The organism is Pseudoalteromonas sp. GutCa3 (genome assembly GCF_002836155.1).
GTDB lineage: Bacteria > Pseudomonadota > Gammaproteobacteria > Enterobacterales > Alteromonadaceae > Pseudoalteromonas > Pseudoalteromonas arctica.
Genome location: NZ_PJBK01000012.1, coordinates 1 through 17245, shown reverse-complemented (window position 1 = coordinate 17245; position 17245 = coordinate 1). Strand labels below are relative to the sequence as shown.

Below are 17245 nucleotides of genomic sequence, written 5' to 3'. Positions count from 1 at the left end.
AACGACAAAGACCAGCTTGTTAGTAGTACTCTCAATATTGTAAAAGATATTTGCACAGCTATTGATATAACCTGCGAGTTTAAATTGCTACTTTGGAAGTGTGCTTATAACTTAGTTTAAAAGCCCCTTACTTTGGCATTGTTTCAATAATTAAAAACATCGAACGTGACCCATCATTTTATTGGGCTGGGCCGCTGGCGCGAGTCAAACTTTCTTTTATAAGCTCAAAGCTGATAAGTAAGTTATAACAATTCCATTAAGTATGCGGTCTAAATTTTACGCCGAAAAAACAATTCAGCTCTAGGCGTATATAAAATTGGTTTTAAAGCGGGTAAAAACTTACTAATGTTTGGAGGCGAAAACAATATATGGATTTGTTTTTAAAAAGAAAAATAGATCTAATTTTGGGCTCATAATGACAATAATGCATCAGCTGGAACCTTTGACTATAAAGTGGGGAAGGTGCTGAAAGGCTGCAAAAATTACATCTTTGTGCGCTTGCTAGCAATTGCATCGCATTTAATAAGTAAGTAGTTGTGTGTGCCATAAAGCGATTTAACAAAGAATATAAAAAGTTAAAAATGAAAGATGATTTTGCCGCCTATAAGCATACTTACCTTCAATGATTTATCTTTCGTAAGGCAGCCCTTTATTTTGCTTTATTTTTAAAAATGCAGCTTGCAGTGCTTCTATTAAATGCATATCTGTTTTTTTATTTGCAGCTAAATAAGCATCAATTGTTAGCTCATCTATTTTATAAATAAACTTTAAGTGTGCTGGTTTGAGCTTTAGATAATCACTCATCTGCTGCATATATAAAGGATCGTCTACAATTAAATCTACTTTTTTAGCTAATAGTAAAGAGTATGATTTTTGAATATCAGAGGTTAAAACAACTTCAAATCCAAGTTTCGTGAGGGTTTGTGTTGAAAAGTCATTGCGTTGCATTGCAATTTTATACAATTTTGCTTGTTCAGTATTATTTATAATAAGATCATTTCGTTCTGATAGGCCGATAAAGCCCAGCTCAAATCGTCCAACTGGTCCAATCCAATAAAATTTATTTTCTCGCTCTACAGTGCGTGCAAGGCTGTATATAAAGGTGTTTTTTAACTCATCTGCAATTTTATAAGCACGTGCCCAAGGATACATTTGAATGTTAGGTGTTAGATCAGCCTCAGCAAATATATCTCTAATAAATTGAGTACCTTCACCTGCTACCTCGCCATTAATCAATACTTGGTTTGGTGGTGCTAACTCTGTAACAACAAGCAGGGCTTCCTTTGCTTGAACATACACAGAGCAAATTAAAAAAAGAGAATAAAGAATATATTTCACAATAGCGAATCGTCATTCGGTTAGCTTAAGTAATAATAAGTGTGGCTGAAAATATGAAAAACACAAAAAATTATTTATGTGAACTTGTTACTAAGATATTGGTTTATTTGAGTTATGTATAACTATAAAGGAGGCTAGATAGATAAGTGGCTTGAAGTTTGAAGTAGGTGAGGCTAAAAAATTAAGGCCTAAAACGATAAAAGGGCCTTGCGGCCCTTGGTGAAGTATCGTTCAAGTCAGATAGAGCTTTAACCCCTTAAAGCGCTATCCTCTTGTTTTGCAACACCGGTGTTCATCTCAATAAGTTTCTAAGCTAGCGAGAGGAAAAACCCAGCAATTGCTGCGCTCATAAGGTTAGCCATAGATCCTGCTAACACTGCTCTGAGCCCTAAGCGTGCGATATCCTTCCGCCGACTAGGCGCCATACCGCCTAACCCACCTAGTAAAATGGCTATCGATGATAAGTTAGCAAACCCACATAAAGCAAAAGTAACAATTGCTTGTGTGTGCGCACTTAACGTATCGCGATAATTTATAAAGTCTAAGTAAGCAACAAACTCGTTCACTACTATCTTTTGACCAATAAAGCTGCCGGCTATAATCGCTTCATCCCATGGCACACCTAGTAACCATGCAACTGGAGCAAATACATAACCTAATATTTCTTGAAGCGTTAATGTTGGGTAATCAAACCACCCGCCAATACCGCCTAATAAACCATTTAATAGTGCAATTAGCGCTACAAAAGCGAGTAACATTGCACCTACATTAAGTGCTAAATGCATACCGTTTGCAGCACCTGATGCAGCTGCATCAATTACATTTACAGGCTTATCTTCGTCATCTAAATCTAAATCAGCTAAGTTATCTCTAGGCGTTTCAGTTTCTGGCACAATCATTTTTGCCATTAAGAAACCACCTGGTGCAGCCATAAAGCTTGCAGCAATAAGATACTTAAGATCTACGCCAATAATTACGTAACCGGCCATTACAGAGCCTGCTACAGTGGCTAAGCCACCTACCATTACTGCAAACAATTCCGACTTTGTCATCGTTGCTATAAATGGCTTAACTATTAACGGTGCTTCAGTTTGGCCTACAAAAATATTTGCAGTTGCTGAAAGCGATTCTGTGCGAGAGGTCTTCAATAATTTTTGTAAACCGCCGCCTAAAATCCTAATTATCCAATCCATAATGCCAAGGTGATATAACACAGCAACAAGCGCTGAGAAAAACACGATAACTGGCAAAACTTGAATTGCAAAAATAAAACCTAATGTGTCTTGTGAGGCGAGTGGACCAAATAAAAACCCAATACCATCATTAGCATAACCAATAACCGACGATACGGCTGATGACATGCTAGTTAACACATTTTTTCCTGCTTCGAAAAACAGAACAAAACCGCCTATAACAATTTGCATTGCAAATGCTATACCAACGGTTCTTAAATTAATTGCCTTGCGATTAGTTGACGCAGCAAAGGCAATGCTTAGTAGCACACACATGCCTACTAAGCTCATAAATGTTGTCATACAAATGTTTCCCGTTGTTATTCTTGTAGTAAATATTTAATTTTACTTTTTATTATATCAATCGCAACGCGGTTCATGCCGCCTCGAGTCACAACTAAATCAGCGTTATGCTTAGAAGGCTCAATGAATTGATAAAACATCGGTCTAACAGTTGCCTGATATTGCTCAACAACAGATTGTAATGTTCTGCCTCGTTGCTCCATATCACGTTGCATACGACGCATTAAACAAATATCTAAAGGTGTGTCTATAAACACCTTAATATCAAATTCTTTATTAAGCGCTTTATCACTCAGTAGTAAAATACCTTCAACAATGAGTATTTTAGCAGCTGGCACTCGGCGTGTGGTTGCGCTACGCGTGTGCTGAGCATAATCATACGTTGGTACTTCTACTGAGTTACCACAACGAAGTTGCGTTAAATGCTCAAGCATTAATGCGTGTTCAAATGCATCTGGATGGTCGTAATTTGTTTGCGTACGATGAGCCATCGGCAAATGCGACTGATCCTTGTAATAAGCATCTTCTTCAATAATGGCGATAGCGCCTGGTTCAAGCTCATTAACCAATTCATTGTAAATTGTTTGGCTAAAAAGAGATTTGCCCGACGCTGATGCGCCTGCAATGGCTATAATAGTAGTTCGTGTCACTAAAGTTCTCATCCACACAGAAAGATATATTGTTGGTAGATCACAATAGCAAAAAAGACACGATTAATCTCTTTTGCTTCGCTCAAGGGTGCAAATTTATAATGTTTAGGTTTTATGAAACAGGACTTTTGTCCTGTACGGAAAATTCGATCAGCGGATAAAGTAACCACCTAGAATCAAAGTGAGGTCAAAATGGCAAGAGCAATTATTTTAATGGCAGATAGCCTAGGAATCGGTGCAGCACCAGATGCAGATAAATTCGGCGATCTTGGGGCTAATACATTCGCTCACTTACTAAAAGCATATTACGACGAAACAGGCAGTGCACTGTCGCTTCCTAACCTATCAAAACTTGGGTTAGTGGATGCATGCGAAGCTGCCGGTGGCGAACCGTGTTTAATTTCAGACCGCCAAGCTCCTCAAGGTGCATGGGGTTACGCTAAAGAAATCTCTAGCGGAAAAGACACGCCATCAGGTCATTGGGAAATGGCAGGCGTACCTGTGTTATTTGATTGGGGATATTTCCCAAAAACACAGCCAAGTTTCCCACAAGAATTTATAGACGAGTTTATTGCTCGTACAGGTATTCCAGGCATTTTAGGCAATTGCCATGCATCAGGAACTACCATTTTAGAACAGCTAGGTGAAGAGCACGTAAAAACAGGTAAACCAATCTGTTACACCTCAGCTGATAGCGTGTTTCAAATAGCCGCGCATGAAGAGTCATTCGGCCTAGAGAAGCTTTATCAAGTTTGCGAAATCGCACGGGCGCTACTTGATGAAATGAATATAGGACGAGTGATTGCGCGGCCATTTTTGGGTTCAAATAGCCAAGACTTTGCTCGAACGGGTAATCGTCGTGACTATTCAGTACTTCCGCCTGCACCAACATTGCTAGATGTACTAGCAAAAGACGGCGGCGAAGTAATTAGTATTGGTAAAATTTCAGATATTTACGCGCATCAGGGCATAACCCAAAAGCATAAAGCACCTGGACTTATGAACTTGCTAGAAAAAACCAGCGAAGTAATGGAAAGCGCGCCAGATCGTAGCTTAATCTTTACTAACCTAGTTGATTTTGATGAAAAATTTGGTCATCGCCGTAATCCAGTAGGATACGCAAAAGCATTAAAAGAATTTGATGACTATTTACCAACTATACTAAATCAGTTAAAAGCAGATGACGTATTAATGATCACTGCAGATCATGGCTGTGACCCAACCTTTCCAGGTTCTGAGCACACTCGTGAATACGTACCTGTTATTGCATACCAACCAGGTATGAGTAACACACCATTAGGTGAACGCAACAGCTTTGCAGATATAGGTCAAACACTGGCACAGTGGTTTAGCTTATCTGCGCTTGATTACGGCGACAGCTTTTTAAATGAGCTAAAAACGCCAAATAAAAAGGAAAACAATTAATGAGTACTCCGCATATCAGTGCAAACGTTGGTGATTTCGCCGAAACAGTATTAATGCCAGGCGATCCGCTACGTGCGCAATATATTGCTGAAAACTTTTTAGATGATGCAGTACAAGTTACAGGCGTTCGTAACATGTACGGTTTCACTGGTACTTACAAAGGTAAGCCAGTAAGTATCATGGGTTCAGGCATGGGCATTCCATCAATGTCTATTTATGCACGTGAGCTAATTGTAAGCTTTGGCGTTAAAAATATTATACGTATTGGTACGTGTGGCGGTATTGGCACAGATATCAAAATTCGTGACGTAATTTTTGCACAAGGTGCAAGCACAGATTCAAACGTAAACCGTGCACGCGTACGTGGCTACGATTTTGCTGCTATTGCTAACTTTGACCTACTTTTAAACGGCGTAAACGCTGCTAAAGAGCTAGGAATTAAAGCAAAAGTAGGTAACGTATTTACGACAGATACATTCTATCAAGCAGATGACTCGTTCTATAAAGACTTAGACAAGTTAGGCATGCTAGCAGTAGATATGGAAACAGCAGGTTTATACGGCGTTGCAGCTGAATACGGCGCAAACGCAATGGCATTATTTACAGTGAGTGACCACGTAATCACTGGCGAAGCAACACCTGCTGATGAGCGTCAAAGCACGTTTAACGAAATGGTTAAAATTGCATTAGAGTCAATAGCTTAAATAATACATAACAGTTCCTTGGTAACGTATTCACTAAGTTTTGGAGACACGCCCAAAGTGAAGTGAGACTAAACCTCCAAAGCCGCATTTTATGCGGTTTTTTTTATGCCTGAAGAAAATGGGTAGCAGCTTCTAATTACTTATACCAATTCGCTTAATTAAGTGATCTATTTTGAGGATGGAAAAACGTGTTGATAGCTAGGCAAAAAATTCGCTATTTAGTTGTTCTAAATGAGAATTTTTTAACGCAGGTAGCGACACGTTTAGCCCCTAAAAATGATTAAGTATTATTGCGGGTTGGTATTAATTCAACCATCTAAAAACTGCGTTTTTAAACGCCTGCAAGCAGCGCGTCTACAGGTGGATTTTAGCCACCGCGTTAAGTTTTCCACGTAGGCGCAGAGCTTGCTCGCGCGAGAAGCGCAGCTTCTAATTACTTAATCACCCATCCTAAAAACTACGTTTTTAAACGCCTGCAAGCAGCGCGTCTACAGGTGGATTTTAGCCACCGCGTTAAGTTTTCCACGTAGGCGCAGAGCATGCTCGCGCGAGAAGCGCAGCTTCTAATTACTTAATCACCCATCCTAAAAACTACGTTTTCAAACACCCGCAAGCAGCGCGTCTACAAGTGAATTTTAACCACCTGTTAAGTTTTCCACGTAGGCGCTAAGCTTGCTCGCGCGCGAAGCACAGCTTCTAATTACTTAAGCTAACTACTCTAAAAGCGCAGCATCTCTAAACCTATTTGTGTATAACAGCCCTAAAAAACAATATGCACGCAGAGAAGAAAAGGAGGAGCAAATGAGAAGAGCAAAACCAATGCTGACTCGGCATTATAAAAGTACAAGCGTTGCTTTAAAAGCTTGTAACCTGCGCGAATAGAAGTGTTTATACCAAGTTTAGAGTATGACTTGTTGCTCATGTTAGAAGCACAGTTTCTGATTGTTTTTATTATTTTAACTTCTAAGCTCTTCTCTAAAAGCGCAGCGTCTCTAAACCTCTTTGTGAATTAATCACTTTAGGTCTTAACTCTACGGTAGAGCAGAGTTTGTAGAGCGCAGTAAAGCTTCTAATTACACAACAAACTTAACCTTTAAAAACAAAAAAAAGGGCCAAGGCCCTTTTTTATGATGTTGCGCCTAATCATACAGGCCAAATACTGAGTGCTTAAACAACTTCACCAGCTACTATAGTATTAAAGCTGTCGTTGTCATGTAAGCTTGCAAATGCGCTCTCATGTAATAGCTCATTACGTAAATTTGGAGAGTATTCAAGTGCCATTTTAATGTCGGCTAATGCATCAGCATGCTTATGTGTTAGCGCATAAGCACATGCTCGTTGCCAATAGGCATAACCATAGACACTATCTATATCAATGGCTTGATTACACAACTCAATGGCTTGCGCTGTTTCATTTATTTCTAATAACGCATCGGCCTTATAAGCAATGGCTTCAACATCCTCTGGTTTACGTTTTAAAATCTCATCAAATATTTCAATTTTATTAGCAAAATCACTTTCTAAATTGGCGCGCATCCATAACGAATGAACCTCGTTGGTAACCGATATGCGCTCTTGGTTACTGAGTATTTCTTCTGAGCGTACGCGTAGTTTTTCTTCAAGGATTTTTAATCGGTCTTCATACTCGTCAGTAATTACACTTACACGTGTATTTACAATATCTTCTACTTTGTTTTTAACATCGCGTAGTGAGTTCCAGCCCACTAAAACCAAAATAGAAGCCGTAGCGGTAATTATAAAAAATACATTATTAATAGTATCGGTAGTGTATGTTAATGCGCGATCTGCAGTATCAAGCTGTGCATGAGTAACTTGCTTAGTTACGTCCTCACGGAGTTTTTGTTGATCTTGCCTTACGGCTTTTAGCTCGTCGAGTATGTAGCGCTCCATTAGCGGTTTAAACATAGACTCTTTAAGTTGTTTGAGGGCTTGTTGCTCTTGTTGTGCTGTAGGGGCTGCTGGTTTTTGTTCAGCAGAATTTACTATGCCCGAAAAAAAAGTTAAACAAACAAAAAGTGTAGATAGGTAATAACGCATCGGTACGCCTAATTAAATTAATTACTGTAATAACTTTAACATGCAGGGCTGAATGGCACTAGGGCGCGTTGACTTTTCAGGATTAAAATTGACCTAATTTAGATAGGAGCAATAGTTGTAAGAATTTTTTAACCCAGTGAGCTTAGCAATAACAGGTTAAAGCATGAGCATTTTGCTAATACTTAGGTGGTTTTAAGAAAAAATAGGCAAAAAAACCAGCTCAATATGAGCTGGCAAAAACTGCTTAAAACAACAATATGTCGTAGGGATTCACAGGAGAACAACTTCATACTAACTGAATCTTTATGAACAAATACTTAATTCAATTCAATTAGTTAAAAAATAAGAATACTCAAAGTATTCGGTTTATAAAGTAAAGGTGCATTGGGCTTAAGTAATGCACCTTTATAATTATAACTATATAACTACAATTTCATGGTGAAGGGGGGTATTCCAATGTGCGCTTTAAATAAATTAAAGCCACTTTCAAACCCTTCACATACCATTACGCCGAAATTTTTCAATTCGATCACAGGTCTAGTAAAAAGGTTAAGGTTAATTCACTAATTTGTTTTTTTATCTTACGTAATACCTTACAAGAGCGTCATCAGATTTATTTTTACTATTATTTTGAACGTAATTACAAAGCTATTGTTAAATACATCATTAGCAAAAGGCCAATCAAAAATATAAATTGGAGCAATCGTTTTAAATAGTATGTTGAGGCTGGCGTAGCATAATTTATGCGCCTATATTAAGGATACGTAAGTGTTTAGGCAGGCACACTAAATAATAAGTAAGCCGATTAAATAAAAATAACCGTTACTTTTTAAAAAGTTATAAATACATAAACAACAATACTGATTGATTAAGTATTTTACTTTTCTATTATAAGGATTCCAGAATGAGCAACCCTAAAGCAGGCCAATGTCCGGTCATGCACGGCAGTAATACTAAAACGTCTAATCCCAATACTGATTGGTGGCCAAATGCCCTAAACTTAGACATTCTTCATCAGCACGACACCAAATCAAATCCATACAATAGCGACTTTAATTACGCTGAAGCATTTAAATCAATCGATCTTGACGCGCTAAAAACAGACGTAAAAAGCTTAATGACCGATAGCCAAGATTGGTGGCCAGCCGATTGGGGACATTACGGCGGTTTAATGATTCGTTTAGCATGGCACTCAGCGGGTTCATACCGTTTAGCCGATGGTAGAGGGGGCGGTGGTACAGGTAATCAACGTTTTGCGCCACTAAATTCATGGCCAGATAACGGTAACCTCGACAAAGCGCGCCGTTTACTTTGGCCAATAAAGAAAAAATACGGTAACAAGCTTTCATGGGCCGACTTAATTATTTTAGCGGGCAACATGGCATACGAATCAATGGGTTTAAAAACCTTTGGTTTTGCCGGCGGCCGAGAAGATATTTGGCATCCTGAAAAAGACGTTTACTGGGGAGCTGAAAAAGAATGGTTAGCGCCAAGTGATGGTCGTTACGAAAGTGTAGATAAACCAGACACCATGGAAAATCCATTAGCCGCAGTACAAATGGGCTTAATTTATGTAAACCCTGAAGGTGTAAATGGTATACCTGATCCGCTTAAAACAGCGGCCCAAATTCGCGAAACTTTTGCGCGTATGGCAATGGATGACGAAGAAACCGCTGCATTAACGGTAGGCGGGCACACAGTAGGTAAAGCACATGGTAATGGCAAAGCAGAAAACTTAGGCCCAGAGCCAGAAGCTGCTGACGTACACGAGCAAGGCCTTGGTTGGAATAACACTACAACCCGTGGGATTGGCCGCGATACAGTTACATCAGGTGTAGAGGGCGCATGGACTACGCACCCAACACAATGGGATAACGAATACTGTAAGCTTTTATTAACCTACGAATGGGAACTCACTAAAAGCCCTGCAGGCGCTCATCAGTGGGAGCCTATTAATATTAAAGAAGAAGACAAGCCTGTCGATGTAGAAGATTCATCAATTCGTTTGAATCCAATGATGACAGATGCTGATATGGCCATGAAAGTGGACCCAACGTACCGTAAAATTATTGAGCGCTTTTATAACGACTTTGACTACTTTTCAGACGTGTTTGCACGTGCCTGGTTTAAACTAACTCACCGCGATTTAGGTCCTAAATCATGTTACTTAGGTGCCGACGTACCAAGCGAAGACTTAATTTGGCAAGATCCAATTCCAGCCGTTGATTACACATTAACAGACGACGAAATTAGCAATCTAAAAACCACATTATTAAATTGTGGTGTTAGTGCCGCTGATTTAATAAATACAGCTTGGGATAGCGCACGTACTTATCGTGGTTCTGATAAACGTGGCGGCGCAAATGGTGCACGCATTCGTTTAGCACCGCAAAAAGATTGGCAAGGTAATGAGCCAGAACGTTTAGCATCAGTACTTAGTGCGCTTGAAAAAGTGCAGGCTGGCTTGAGTAAACCTGTTAGCATCGCCGACTTAATTATTTTAGGTGGTACAGCAGCCGTAGAACAAGCTGCAAAACAAGCTGGTGTTGATGTAAACGTGCCGTTTGCTCCAGGACGTGGAGATGCAACAGATGAAATGACTGATGCAGAATCGTTTGATGTACTAGAACCCATTCACGATGGTTTTAGAAACTGGCTGAAAAAAGATTACGCAGTATCAGCTGAAGAGTTATTACTAGAGCGCAGCCAACTAATGGGGTTAAGTGCACTAGAAATGTCGGTACTTATTGGTGGGATGCGAGTACTAGGTACTAACTATGCTGGCAGCGAACACGGCGTATTTACAAATAGTGTAGGCTTATTAACCAATGACTTCTTTGTAAACTTAACTGACATGTCAAACCGTTGGGAGCCAACTCAAAAAGGTTTATACAATATAGTAGACCGTAAAAGTGGCACTACTAAATGGACTGCAACACGCGTTGATTTAGTATTTGGATCAAACTCTATATTGCGCGCACTTGCTGAGTTTTATGCACAAGACGACAACAAAGAGCGCTTTGTACATGACTTTGTAAACGCATGGGTAAAAATAATGAACGCAGACAGATTCGATCTTAAATAATCTGTACGCTAAATAAAAACGGGGGAGTAATAATTTACTCCCCCGTTTTTGCATATAGTCCCGGTCAGTATTACTTATAAAATATTGTAATTTATCTAAGTCATATAAAAATTAGGCATTAAAAAAGGCGGCAAAAGCCACCTTCTTATAAAACAATAAAACAATAAAACAATAAAACTTATAGAAGTGCAAAAAGCTTTTGTAGTTGTGGCATATATTCGCTCACAAGTTCAAGGTTACTTTCGCTTACTAAAGACTCTGTAGACTCCTCAGCTGCGCTTGACGATTTACCAAACGAACCCATTAACGAACTAGCGCCTTTATCTTTAGCACTTTTCATGCTTTGAAAACCGCCCATTACTTTATTCGCTGTTTCTTGATTATCAGCAGATAAACCCGATTTAAGGTTTTCGATATAAGCCATTGATACTTCAGAACCTACAGTTACTAGTTGCTCTGGTGTAAAGCCGTAGCGGCCTGTAACACCCGCGAAGCTTTTGTATAGGTCTTGCTCTTTAATCATGCTTAGTGCGCTATTAGCTAGAGAGCTTTGCTCGTCAACACTTTGATCTGCAGAACCACCTAACATACTTGCTAAGTCTAAGTCTTTTAAAGACTCTTGGCTGCTTGCCCAGCTCGTTACAGCTGGCAGTGCTTTCATATAGCTTTGAAGTTGACCTTCGTTAATATCTACTGCAAGGCTTGAGAAACTCATTGCTAATAAGCTAAGTGATACAAGTATTTTTTTCATTGAGCATTTCCTAGTATTAAAGTTGTGCCAATTAGAAACTAATAAGCAACACTTGCCAACACAAAATAATATATTGGCTGATTTTATAGTACAATTTATGAGAATTTATTTAAGTTCTAAGAATTTAGTTCATTCACCACAAGCTAATGTACTGATGATATAATACATTTTTGACAAATAGAGCTGAACACAATGTTAACAATTTCAAATACTGTCACTATCGATGAATGGGAACTAGAGCTTACGGCTATTCGTTCGCAAGGTGCCGGTGGTCAAAATGTTAACAAAGTAGCCAGTGCCATTCATTTACGCTTTGATATTAATCGCTCTAAATTACCTGATTTTTATAAAGAGCGTTTGCTAGCCTTAAATGATACAAGAATTACCAAAGAGGGCGTTTTAATAATTAAAGCGCAAAGCCACCGTACGCAAGAGCTAAACCGAGAAGATGCCCTTAAGCGCTTAAAAGATTTAATTCTTAGTGCTACCGTTGTTAATAAAGCGCGTCGTGCCACCAAGCCTAGCCGTAATTCACAGCGAAAGCGCATGGACAAAAAAACTAAACACGGGCAAAACAAAGCGCTACGCGGCAACATAAAGTTTTAGTTTTAAACGGTATTAATAAAGTATAGAAGAGACTTGATGCCTACATGCAGGCACCATTTTTACATCGTATTGTACGTATAAAAATATAAGTGAGGGGTAGCCTCACTTATATTTAATAACTATTAATACCTACTTAGCCATTTCTAAATCAGATTCTGCATTTGCCAACATTGCAAACTCTTCATCAGCGCTTTTAGCAACTAAGTGTTTTGAGCTATAGCCAAAGTAATATGCGGCGCCCACAATAAACAGCACCATAGTGTATAAAAATGCACGAGGGTCAAACGCATACACACCCGTTAATGCTATAAGCGAAAGTACTAAAGCAATACTTGACGTAACTACGCCACCTGGAGTTTTGTACGGGCGAGGTAAATCAGGTTGTTTAACGCGAAGTAAAATATGGCTCAGCGCCATTAATGCATACGAGAGCGTTGCACCTACTACTGCCATTGCAAGTATTAAGTCACCCTCACCACTGAGTGATACTAAAAAGCCAAATACTGCCGGTACAATCAACGCACGTGCTGGCACTTTGCGATTAGTCGTAATCGACAACGAACGTGGTAAATAACCGGCTCTAGATAAAGCAAACACTAAGCGACTATAACCATAAATAATAGAGAAAAACGAAGCGACTAAACCCGCAAGCCCTAATATATTTACAACGGTTGCTAAGCCCTCACTACCCGATGCATTTAATGCATCAACTAAAGGTACAGCACTTGCCCCCATTGCAGCAGCACCGCCAGCACCAGGTACTAAAACAACAACTAAAAAAGCAGTAAATAACAAAAAGATCATTGCACCAATAATGCCTTTTGGCACATCTTTAGCGGGATCTTTTGCTTCTTCTGCAGCAAGCGGTACACCTTCAACCGCTAAAAATAACCACATGGCAAACGGTAATGCAGCCCAAACCCCGTACCAACCTAAAGGTAAAAACTCACTGGCTCCCACTGCATCGGTTACGGGGACGTCAAATAAGCGCGATGCATCAAAATTTGTGATTAAAACAAAAGCCGTTGCAATAATAGCTAATACCGCTAAACCACTTATTACCATCATTACTTTAAGCGCTTCTCCTACGCCTGCTAAATGAATTCCCACAAATAGTAAGTAAAATAATGCATATACCCATGGGCCATTAAACCCGGTGAGGGCTTCAACTGCCGAGCCAATAAAAATAACAATAGCAGCGGGTGCTAAGGCATATTCAATTAATACGGCAAGCCCGGTTAAATAGCCTCCCGCTGGCCCCATAGCTTGACGCGCAAAACTATAACCACCGCCTGCAGCAGGTATTGCAGCTGACATTTCAGCAAGTGATAGTACAAGCGCTAAATACATAACTGCCATTAATACTGCAGCAATGGCAAAACCACCCCAACCGGCTTCGGCGATACCAAAGTTCCAGCCTGCAAAGTCACCCGATATTACATACGACACACCCAAACCTGCGAGCAATAACCACCCCGCAGTACCACGTTTTAACTGTCTTTTAGCAAGGTACTCTGTATTATTATTAGTAGACATAACCTTTCTCCGTTGATGTTTAGTTTTTATTTTTTTATTTCATGTGTTTTTAATTAAAATTACTCAGCAATTAAAAAGTTAGTGGTTGAAACCTGATGCTCAATTACATCATCTTGTGTGCGGTCTTTTAAATTAACCCCAGTTAGTTTCAGTTTTTTAGCTTCACGTAATAAGTACAGTGCGCGTCTCGCCGCTTCTGTATAAGGTAGGCCTGCAGGGCGAATATTCGATATGCAATTACGACATGCATCGTTAAGTCCTGTTTTGGGCTCCCATGTTAAATACAAGCCAAGGCTATCTGGCGAACTAAGTCCTGGGCGCTCTCCTATTAACACCATAACCACCTGCGCATTTAGCAACTCACCTATGTCGTCGCCAATCGCTACTCGCCCTTGCTCAACCAAAGTAATGGGAGCAATTTTAAATTGCTTGTCTGTTATAAGATGCGTTAATAGCTCTGTTATAAATGGGTATGCATTTTTTTGTACCGCCAACGACGAAAGTCCATCAACCACTACAATTGCTAAATCGTATTTAGCCTGCGCAGTGTGCTTTTGTTTATTCATATAGCTGAGAAGTACTTGCCTACCATTTTCATCAAGTTTGCGGCCTAAATCGGGTCGCTGAAGGTAAGTAACCCTGTCAACGGCTTGGCTGTGTAAATGCAGGGGAGGGGCAACCTCTTTTAGAGCACTAATACTGCCTAGTTGCTCAGTCATTTCGTTAATATCAAGCGGAAAACTCACCGCATCACGCGCTTGTGCATGAGATAGCTGAAAAGCCAGCATTTCTGAGGTTGGTAAACTTATACCGGCGCGACCAAGCCCAATACGGGCGTCGGTAAAGCGCCGTAAATCACTCCAAGGGTTGTGCACTACATTACCGTTATTTTTATGCTCATTTACTGAGTTATCTAATGGAGTGGTCGGTTTTGAACGTGATTTCATGAGCCACCTCCAGTAATTGCACCCAGAGGTTTAGCAAAAGCGGGAGGCAAGGTATCTGAAAGTGTGATGTCGGTAGTGCTTTGCATAATTTTCATTTTGCTTAGCCATGCTTCAAACTCAGGGGCGGGTCTAGAGCCAAGAACTCGACGCACATATAATGCATCATGAAACGACGTAGTTTGGTAGTTAAGCATAATATCGTCAGAGCCAGGTATTCCCATTACAAACGAGCAACCTGCCACACCTAATAGCGTTAGCAAATTATCCATATCGTTTTGATCGGCCTCTGCATGATTGGTGTAACACACGTCGCACCCCATCGGTATGCCTAGTAACTTAGCGCAAAAGTGATCCTCAAGTCCTGCTCGGGTAATTTCTTTACCATCAAACAAATATTCAGGGCCAATAAACCCCACCACGGTATTAACCAGTAACGGATCAAACTTACGAGCAACTGCATAAGCGCGAGCTTCACACGTTTGCTGATCAAGCCCATGATGCGCATTTGCTGAAAGCGAACTGCCTTGTCCAGTTTCAAAATACATCACATTATTGCCAACAGTGCCGCGCTTTAAACTCAAAGCGGCATCTTGCGCTTCAGCTAAGGTATTTAAATTAAAACCAAAACTTGAGTTAGTAGCCTCCGTGCCGCCAATCGACTGAAATACCAAATCAACCGGTGCGCCAGCTTCTATACATTCAATAGTGTTAGTAACATGGGTTAGTACGCAGCTTTGCGTCGGTATGGCGTATTTTTGAATAACACCATCCATTAATGTCATTAATTTAATGGCTTGGGCAACGTTATCGGTTGCTGGGTTTATACCTATTACGGCATCGCCATTACCGTATAGCAGCCCATCAAGCATGCATGCAGCAATACCGTTAATATCGTCAGTTGGATGATTTGGTTGTAAACGTGTAGATAAATGCCCAGGGAGGCCAATAGTGTTTCTAAAAGCACTTGTAACATGGCACTTTTTAGCAATTAATATGAGATCTTGATTGCGCATTATTTTGCTAACAGCAGCAGCCATTTCAGGCGTAATACCTTGCCTTATACTTGCAAGTACAGCGGGTGTTGCAAAGTCGCTTAAAAGCCAATTACGAAAATCACCTACGGTTAAATGTGCAATAGCCATAAAGGCATTGGCATCGTGCTCGTCAATAATTAAGCGTGTAATTTCGTCATCTTCGTAGGGAATAAGTGCCTCATTTAAAAATGTTTTAAGAGGTACATCGGCCAATGTCATTTGAGCCACAGCACGTTCTTGTGCTGATTGTGCAATGACACCCGCTAAGCGATCACCCGAACGTTGCGGCGTTGCTTTAGCCATTAACTGGGCTAAGTTCTTGAATTTATAAGTGTGTGTACCTAAAGTGTAACTGTACGCTTGCCCCATGATTTACTCCACATAACTAATATGATAAACCTTGGTATAGGTTTTGCTGCATCTTTAGCTATAAATCAATTTTCAATAGTTACAAGACAGCTTATTTTGTACCAAGTAACTATCGAATTTCGGCAAAAGATTATTTATTAATCCAATTCAATTGGTTACATACGCAAAGCGGTGTTAACTTAACCATAATAAAAGTGTAACGAAAAAGAGCATCCCCTATATGGCGCAGCAAAGTAGCTACAACGCACCACTAAAGAGCAAGGTGCAAACACACGATATAGACGAGCAAGCGCATAGCCTTACTCAATGGGAGCAAAAATACGATCAAATGAGCGACGGCAGCTTTTATGGTTTTATTGAAGAAACAGATTACGTCAATATTCATGTGTTTAAAGAATACACCGAGCGAGCGCTTCGTCAGCAATGTAACATCGCCCCCAATTCGGTTTGGCTTGGCATTCCTTGTCAGTCGCAGCAAAGTAAGATTAATGGTCTAAGTGTGGCAAGTAATCAATTTATGTGCCGTACAAGTGATAATGACTTTGAGCTGATAACCCCTGAGCAATTTAATATTTATGGTTTGGTAATCGATTGGAATTCAATTGAATATATGGCGCAGCTACAAGGCGTAACATTGAAAAACCTATCATCTGCCCAATCAGCTCGCTTATCGGTAAGCAACTCATCATTGCAAACGGCAAGGCAAATAATTAATAGCATGGTTGTAGGCAAGGGCTTTGGACTTAAAACCGAATCGCAACAAGATATGCTAAACATGTTGGCACTACATTTATTACAAGCAGACAATCCACAACAAAATATTGCGCCAAGTTATAAACATCGAAAAGCCGTAGTAGATAAAGTAAAAGATTACGTGGCCACAAATCCACAAAACCCAATAACCATAACCGAGCTGTGCGAGCTTGCCTTTGTAAGTAGGCGCACACTTCAATATAGCTTTGAGAGTATTTTAGGAATTAACCCTTTGCGGTTTTTACGTTTAACACGCTTAAATAATGTAAGGCGGGAACTAAAAAAACCAAACCAAGATAAGCCAATTTCAGTAATAGCAGCCAATTGGGGATTTTGGCATGCGGGACAATTTGCTAAAGATTACACGCAACTATTTGGTGAAAACCCATCACAAACAGTTAAAAATAATAGTTTTAAAGGTTAGAAACTACACTTCCAACGTGAGTGAAAACAC

The 17245-nt window shown here is 39.9% G+C and carries 13 protein-coding genes; 5 read left to right on the top strand and 8 right to left on the bottom strand.

From position 1 onward, the window contains the following. Positions 1-627 precede the first annotated feature (627 nt). The 3 genes from CXF64_RS00500 to udk form a co-directional block, all read right to left on the bottom strand. Positions 628-1338 (bottom strand): substrate-binding periplasmic protein, encoded by a 711-nt coding sequence (locus CXF64_RS00500; protein WP_101216025.1) that lies wholly within the window; start codon positions 1336-1338, stop codon positions 628-630. A gap of 308 nt (positions 1339-1646) precedes the next feature. Next, complete coding sequence (locus CXF64_RS00495; protein WP_007583535.1) at positions 1647-2873, bottom strand: NupC/NupG family nucleoside CNT transporter; 1227 nt, start codon at positions 2871-2873, stop codon at positions 1647-1649. 17 nt (positions 2874-2890) lie between these two features. Next, positions 2891-3523: a uridine kinase gene (gene udk / locus CXF64_RS00490; RefSeq protein ID WP_007583533.1), complete on the bottom strand. Its 633-nt coding sequence runs from the start codon at positions 3521-3523 to the stop codon at positions 2891-2893. Between the two features lie 192 nt (positions 3524-3715). Between udk and CXF64_RS00485 the strand changes: the two genes are divergently transcribed. Further along, on the top strand, positions 3716-4948 hold the full coding sequence (locus CXF64_RS00485; protein ID WP_010555228.1) for a phosphopentomutase: 1233 nt from the start codon (positions 3716-3718) through the stop codon (positions 4946-4948). Beyond that, complete coding sequence (gene deoD, locus CXF64_RS00480) at positions 4948-5652, top strand: purine-nucleoside phosphorylase (protein ID WP_002959109.1); 705 nt, start codon at positions 4948-4950, stop codon at positions 5650-5652. Before CXF64_RS00485 ends, deoD begins: the two co-directional genes overlap by 1 nt. Before the next feature lie 1167 nt (positions 5653-6819). Here deoD and CXF64_RS00475 read toward each other — a convergent pair. Continuing rightward, on the bottom strand, positions 6820-7710 hold the full coding sequence (locus tag CXF64_RS00475) for a tetratricopeptide repeat protein (protein WP_007583526.1): 891 nt from the start codon (positions 7708-7710) through the stop codon (positions 6820-6822). 904 nt (positions 7711-8614) lie between these two features. Here CXF64_RS00475 and katG point away from each other — a divergent pair. After that, on the top strand, positions 8615-10795 hold the full coding sequence (gene katG, locus CXF64_RS00470) for a catalase/peroxidase HPI (protein WP_101216024.1): 2181 nt from the start codon (positions 8615-8617) through the stop codon (positions 10793-10795). A 178-nt stretch (positions 10796-10973) separates the two neighbouring features. On the opposite strand, the gene CXF64_RS00465 is transcribed toward katG, so the two are convergent. Continuing rightward, positions 10974-11546, bottom strand: a complete 573-nt coding sequence (locus CXF64_RS00465; RefSeq protein ID WP_010555231.1) for a hypothetical protein — start codon at positions 11544-11546, stop codon at positions 10974-10976. Positions 11547-11738: 192 nt separating this feature from the next. Here CXF64_RS00465 and arfB point away from each other — a divergent pair, with 192 nt between their 5' ends. Then, positions 11739-12152, top strand: a complete 414-nt coding sequence (gene arfB / locus CXF64_RS00460) for an alternative ribosome rescue aminoacyl-tRNA hydrolase ArfB (RefSeq protein ID WP_007583522.1) — start codon at positions 11739-11741, stop codon at positions 12150-12152. Between the two features lie 129 nt (positions 12153-12281). Here the strand turns inward: arfB and eat are convergent, their stop codons facing one another. Genes eat through CXF64_RS00445 form a run of 3 tightly spaced genes read right to left on the bottom strand, consistent with a single transcriptional unit; the run spans position 12282 to position 16038 of the window. Then, entirely contained in the window at positions 12282-13688 is a 1407-nt protein-coding gene (gene eat / locus CXF64_RS00455; protein WP_024594010.1) for an ethanolamine permease, read from the bottom strand. Between the two features lie 59 nt (positions 13689-13747). Further along, on the bottom strand, positions 13748-14635 hold the full coding sequence (eutC, locus tag CXF64_RS00450) for an ethanolamine ammonia-lyase subunit EutC (RefSeq protein ID WP_101216023.1): 888 nt from the start codon (positions 14633-14635) through the stop codon (positions 13748-13750). Continuing rightward, positions 14632-16038 carry an ethanolamine ammonia-lyase subunit EutB gene (locus tag CXF64_RS00445; protein ID WP_101216022.1) on the bottom strand — a complete coding sequence of 469 codons (1407 nt, stop codon included), beginning with the start codon at positions 16036-16038 and terminating at the stop codon, positions 14632-14634. The genes eutC and CXF64_RS00445 overlap by 4 nt, the downstream gene beginning before the upstream one ends. Before the next feature lie 220 nt (positions 16039-16258). Between CXF64_RS00445 and CXF64_RS00440 the strand changes: the two genes are divergently transcribed. Beyond that, positions 16259-17215 (top strand): helix-turn-helix domain-containing protein, encoded by a 957-nt coding sequence (locus CXF64_RS00440; RefSeq protein WP_101216021.1) that lies wholly within the window; start codon positions 16259-16261, stop codon positions 17213-17215. Positions 17216-17245 lie beyond the last annotated feature (30 nt).

Excerpts from the sequence above, each read along its gene's own strand:
- CXF64_RS00445 (WP_101216022.1), bottom strand. The coding sequence starts at position 16,038 with ATGGGGCAAGCGTACAGTTACACTTTAGGTACACACACTTATAAATTC.
- CXF64_RS00465 (WP_010555231.1), bottom strand. The coding sequence starts at position 11,546 with ATGAAAAAAATACTTGTATCACTTAGCTTATTAGCAATGAGTTTCTCA.
- katG (WP_101216024.1), top strand. The coding sequence starts at position 8,615 with ATGAGCAACCCTAAAGCAGGCCAATGTCCGGTCATGCACGGCAGTAAT.
- CXF64_RS00495 (WP_007583535.1), bottom strand. The coding sequence starts at position 2,873 with ATGACAACATTTATGAGCTTAGTAGGCATGTGTGTGCTACTAAGCATT.
- CXF64_RS00475 (WP_007583526.1), bottom strand. The coding sequence starts at position 7,710 with ATGCGTTATTACCTATCTACACTTTTTGTTTGTTTAACTTTTTTTTCG.
- eat (WP_024594010.1), bottom strand. The coding sequence starts at position 13,688 with ATGTCTACTAATAATAATACAGAGTACCTTGCTAAAAGACAGTTAAAA.
- deoD (WP_002959109.1), top strand. The coding sequence starts at position 4,948 with ATGAGTACTCCGCATATCAGTGCAAACGTTGGTGATTTCGCCGAAACA.
- CXF64_RS00440 (WP_101216021.1), top strand. The coding sequence starts at position 16,259 with ATGGCGCAGCAAAGTAGCTACAACGCACCACTAAAGAGCAAGGTGCAA.
- eutC (WP_101216023.1), bottom strand. The coding sequence starts at position 14,635 with ATGAAATCACGTTCAAAACCGACCACTCCATTAGATAACTCAGTAAAT.
- CXF64_RS00485 (WP_010555228.1), top strand. The coding sequence starts at position 3,716 with ATGGCAAGAGCAATTATTTTAATGGCAGATAGCCTAGGAATCGGTGCA.
- arfB (WP_007583522.1), top strand. The coding sequence starts at position 11,739 with ATGTTAACAATTTCAAATACTGTCACTATCGATGAATGGGAACTAGAG.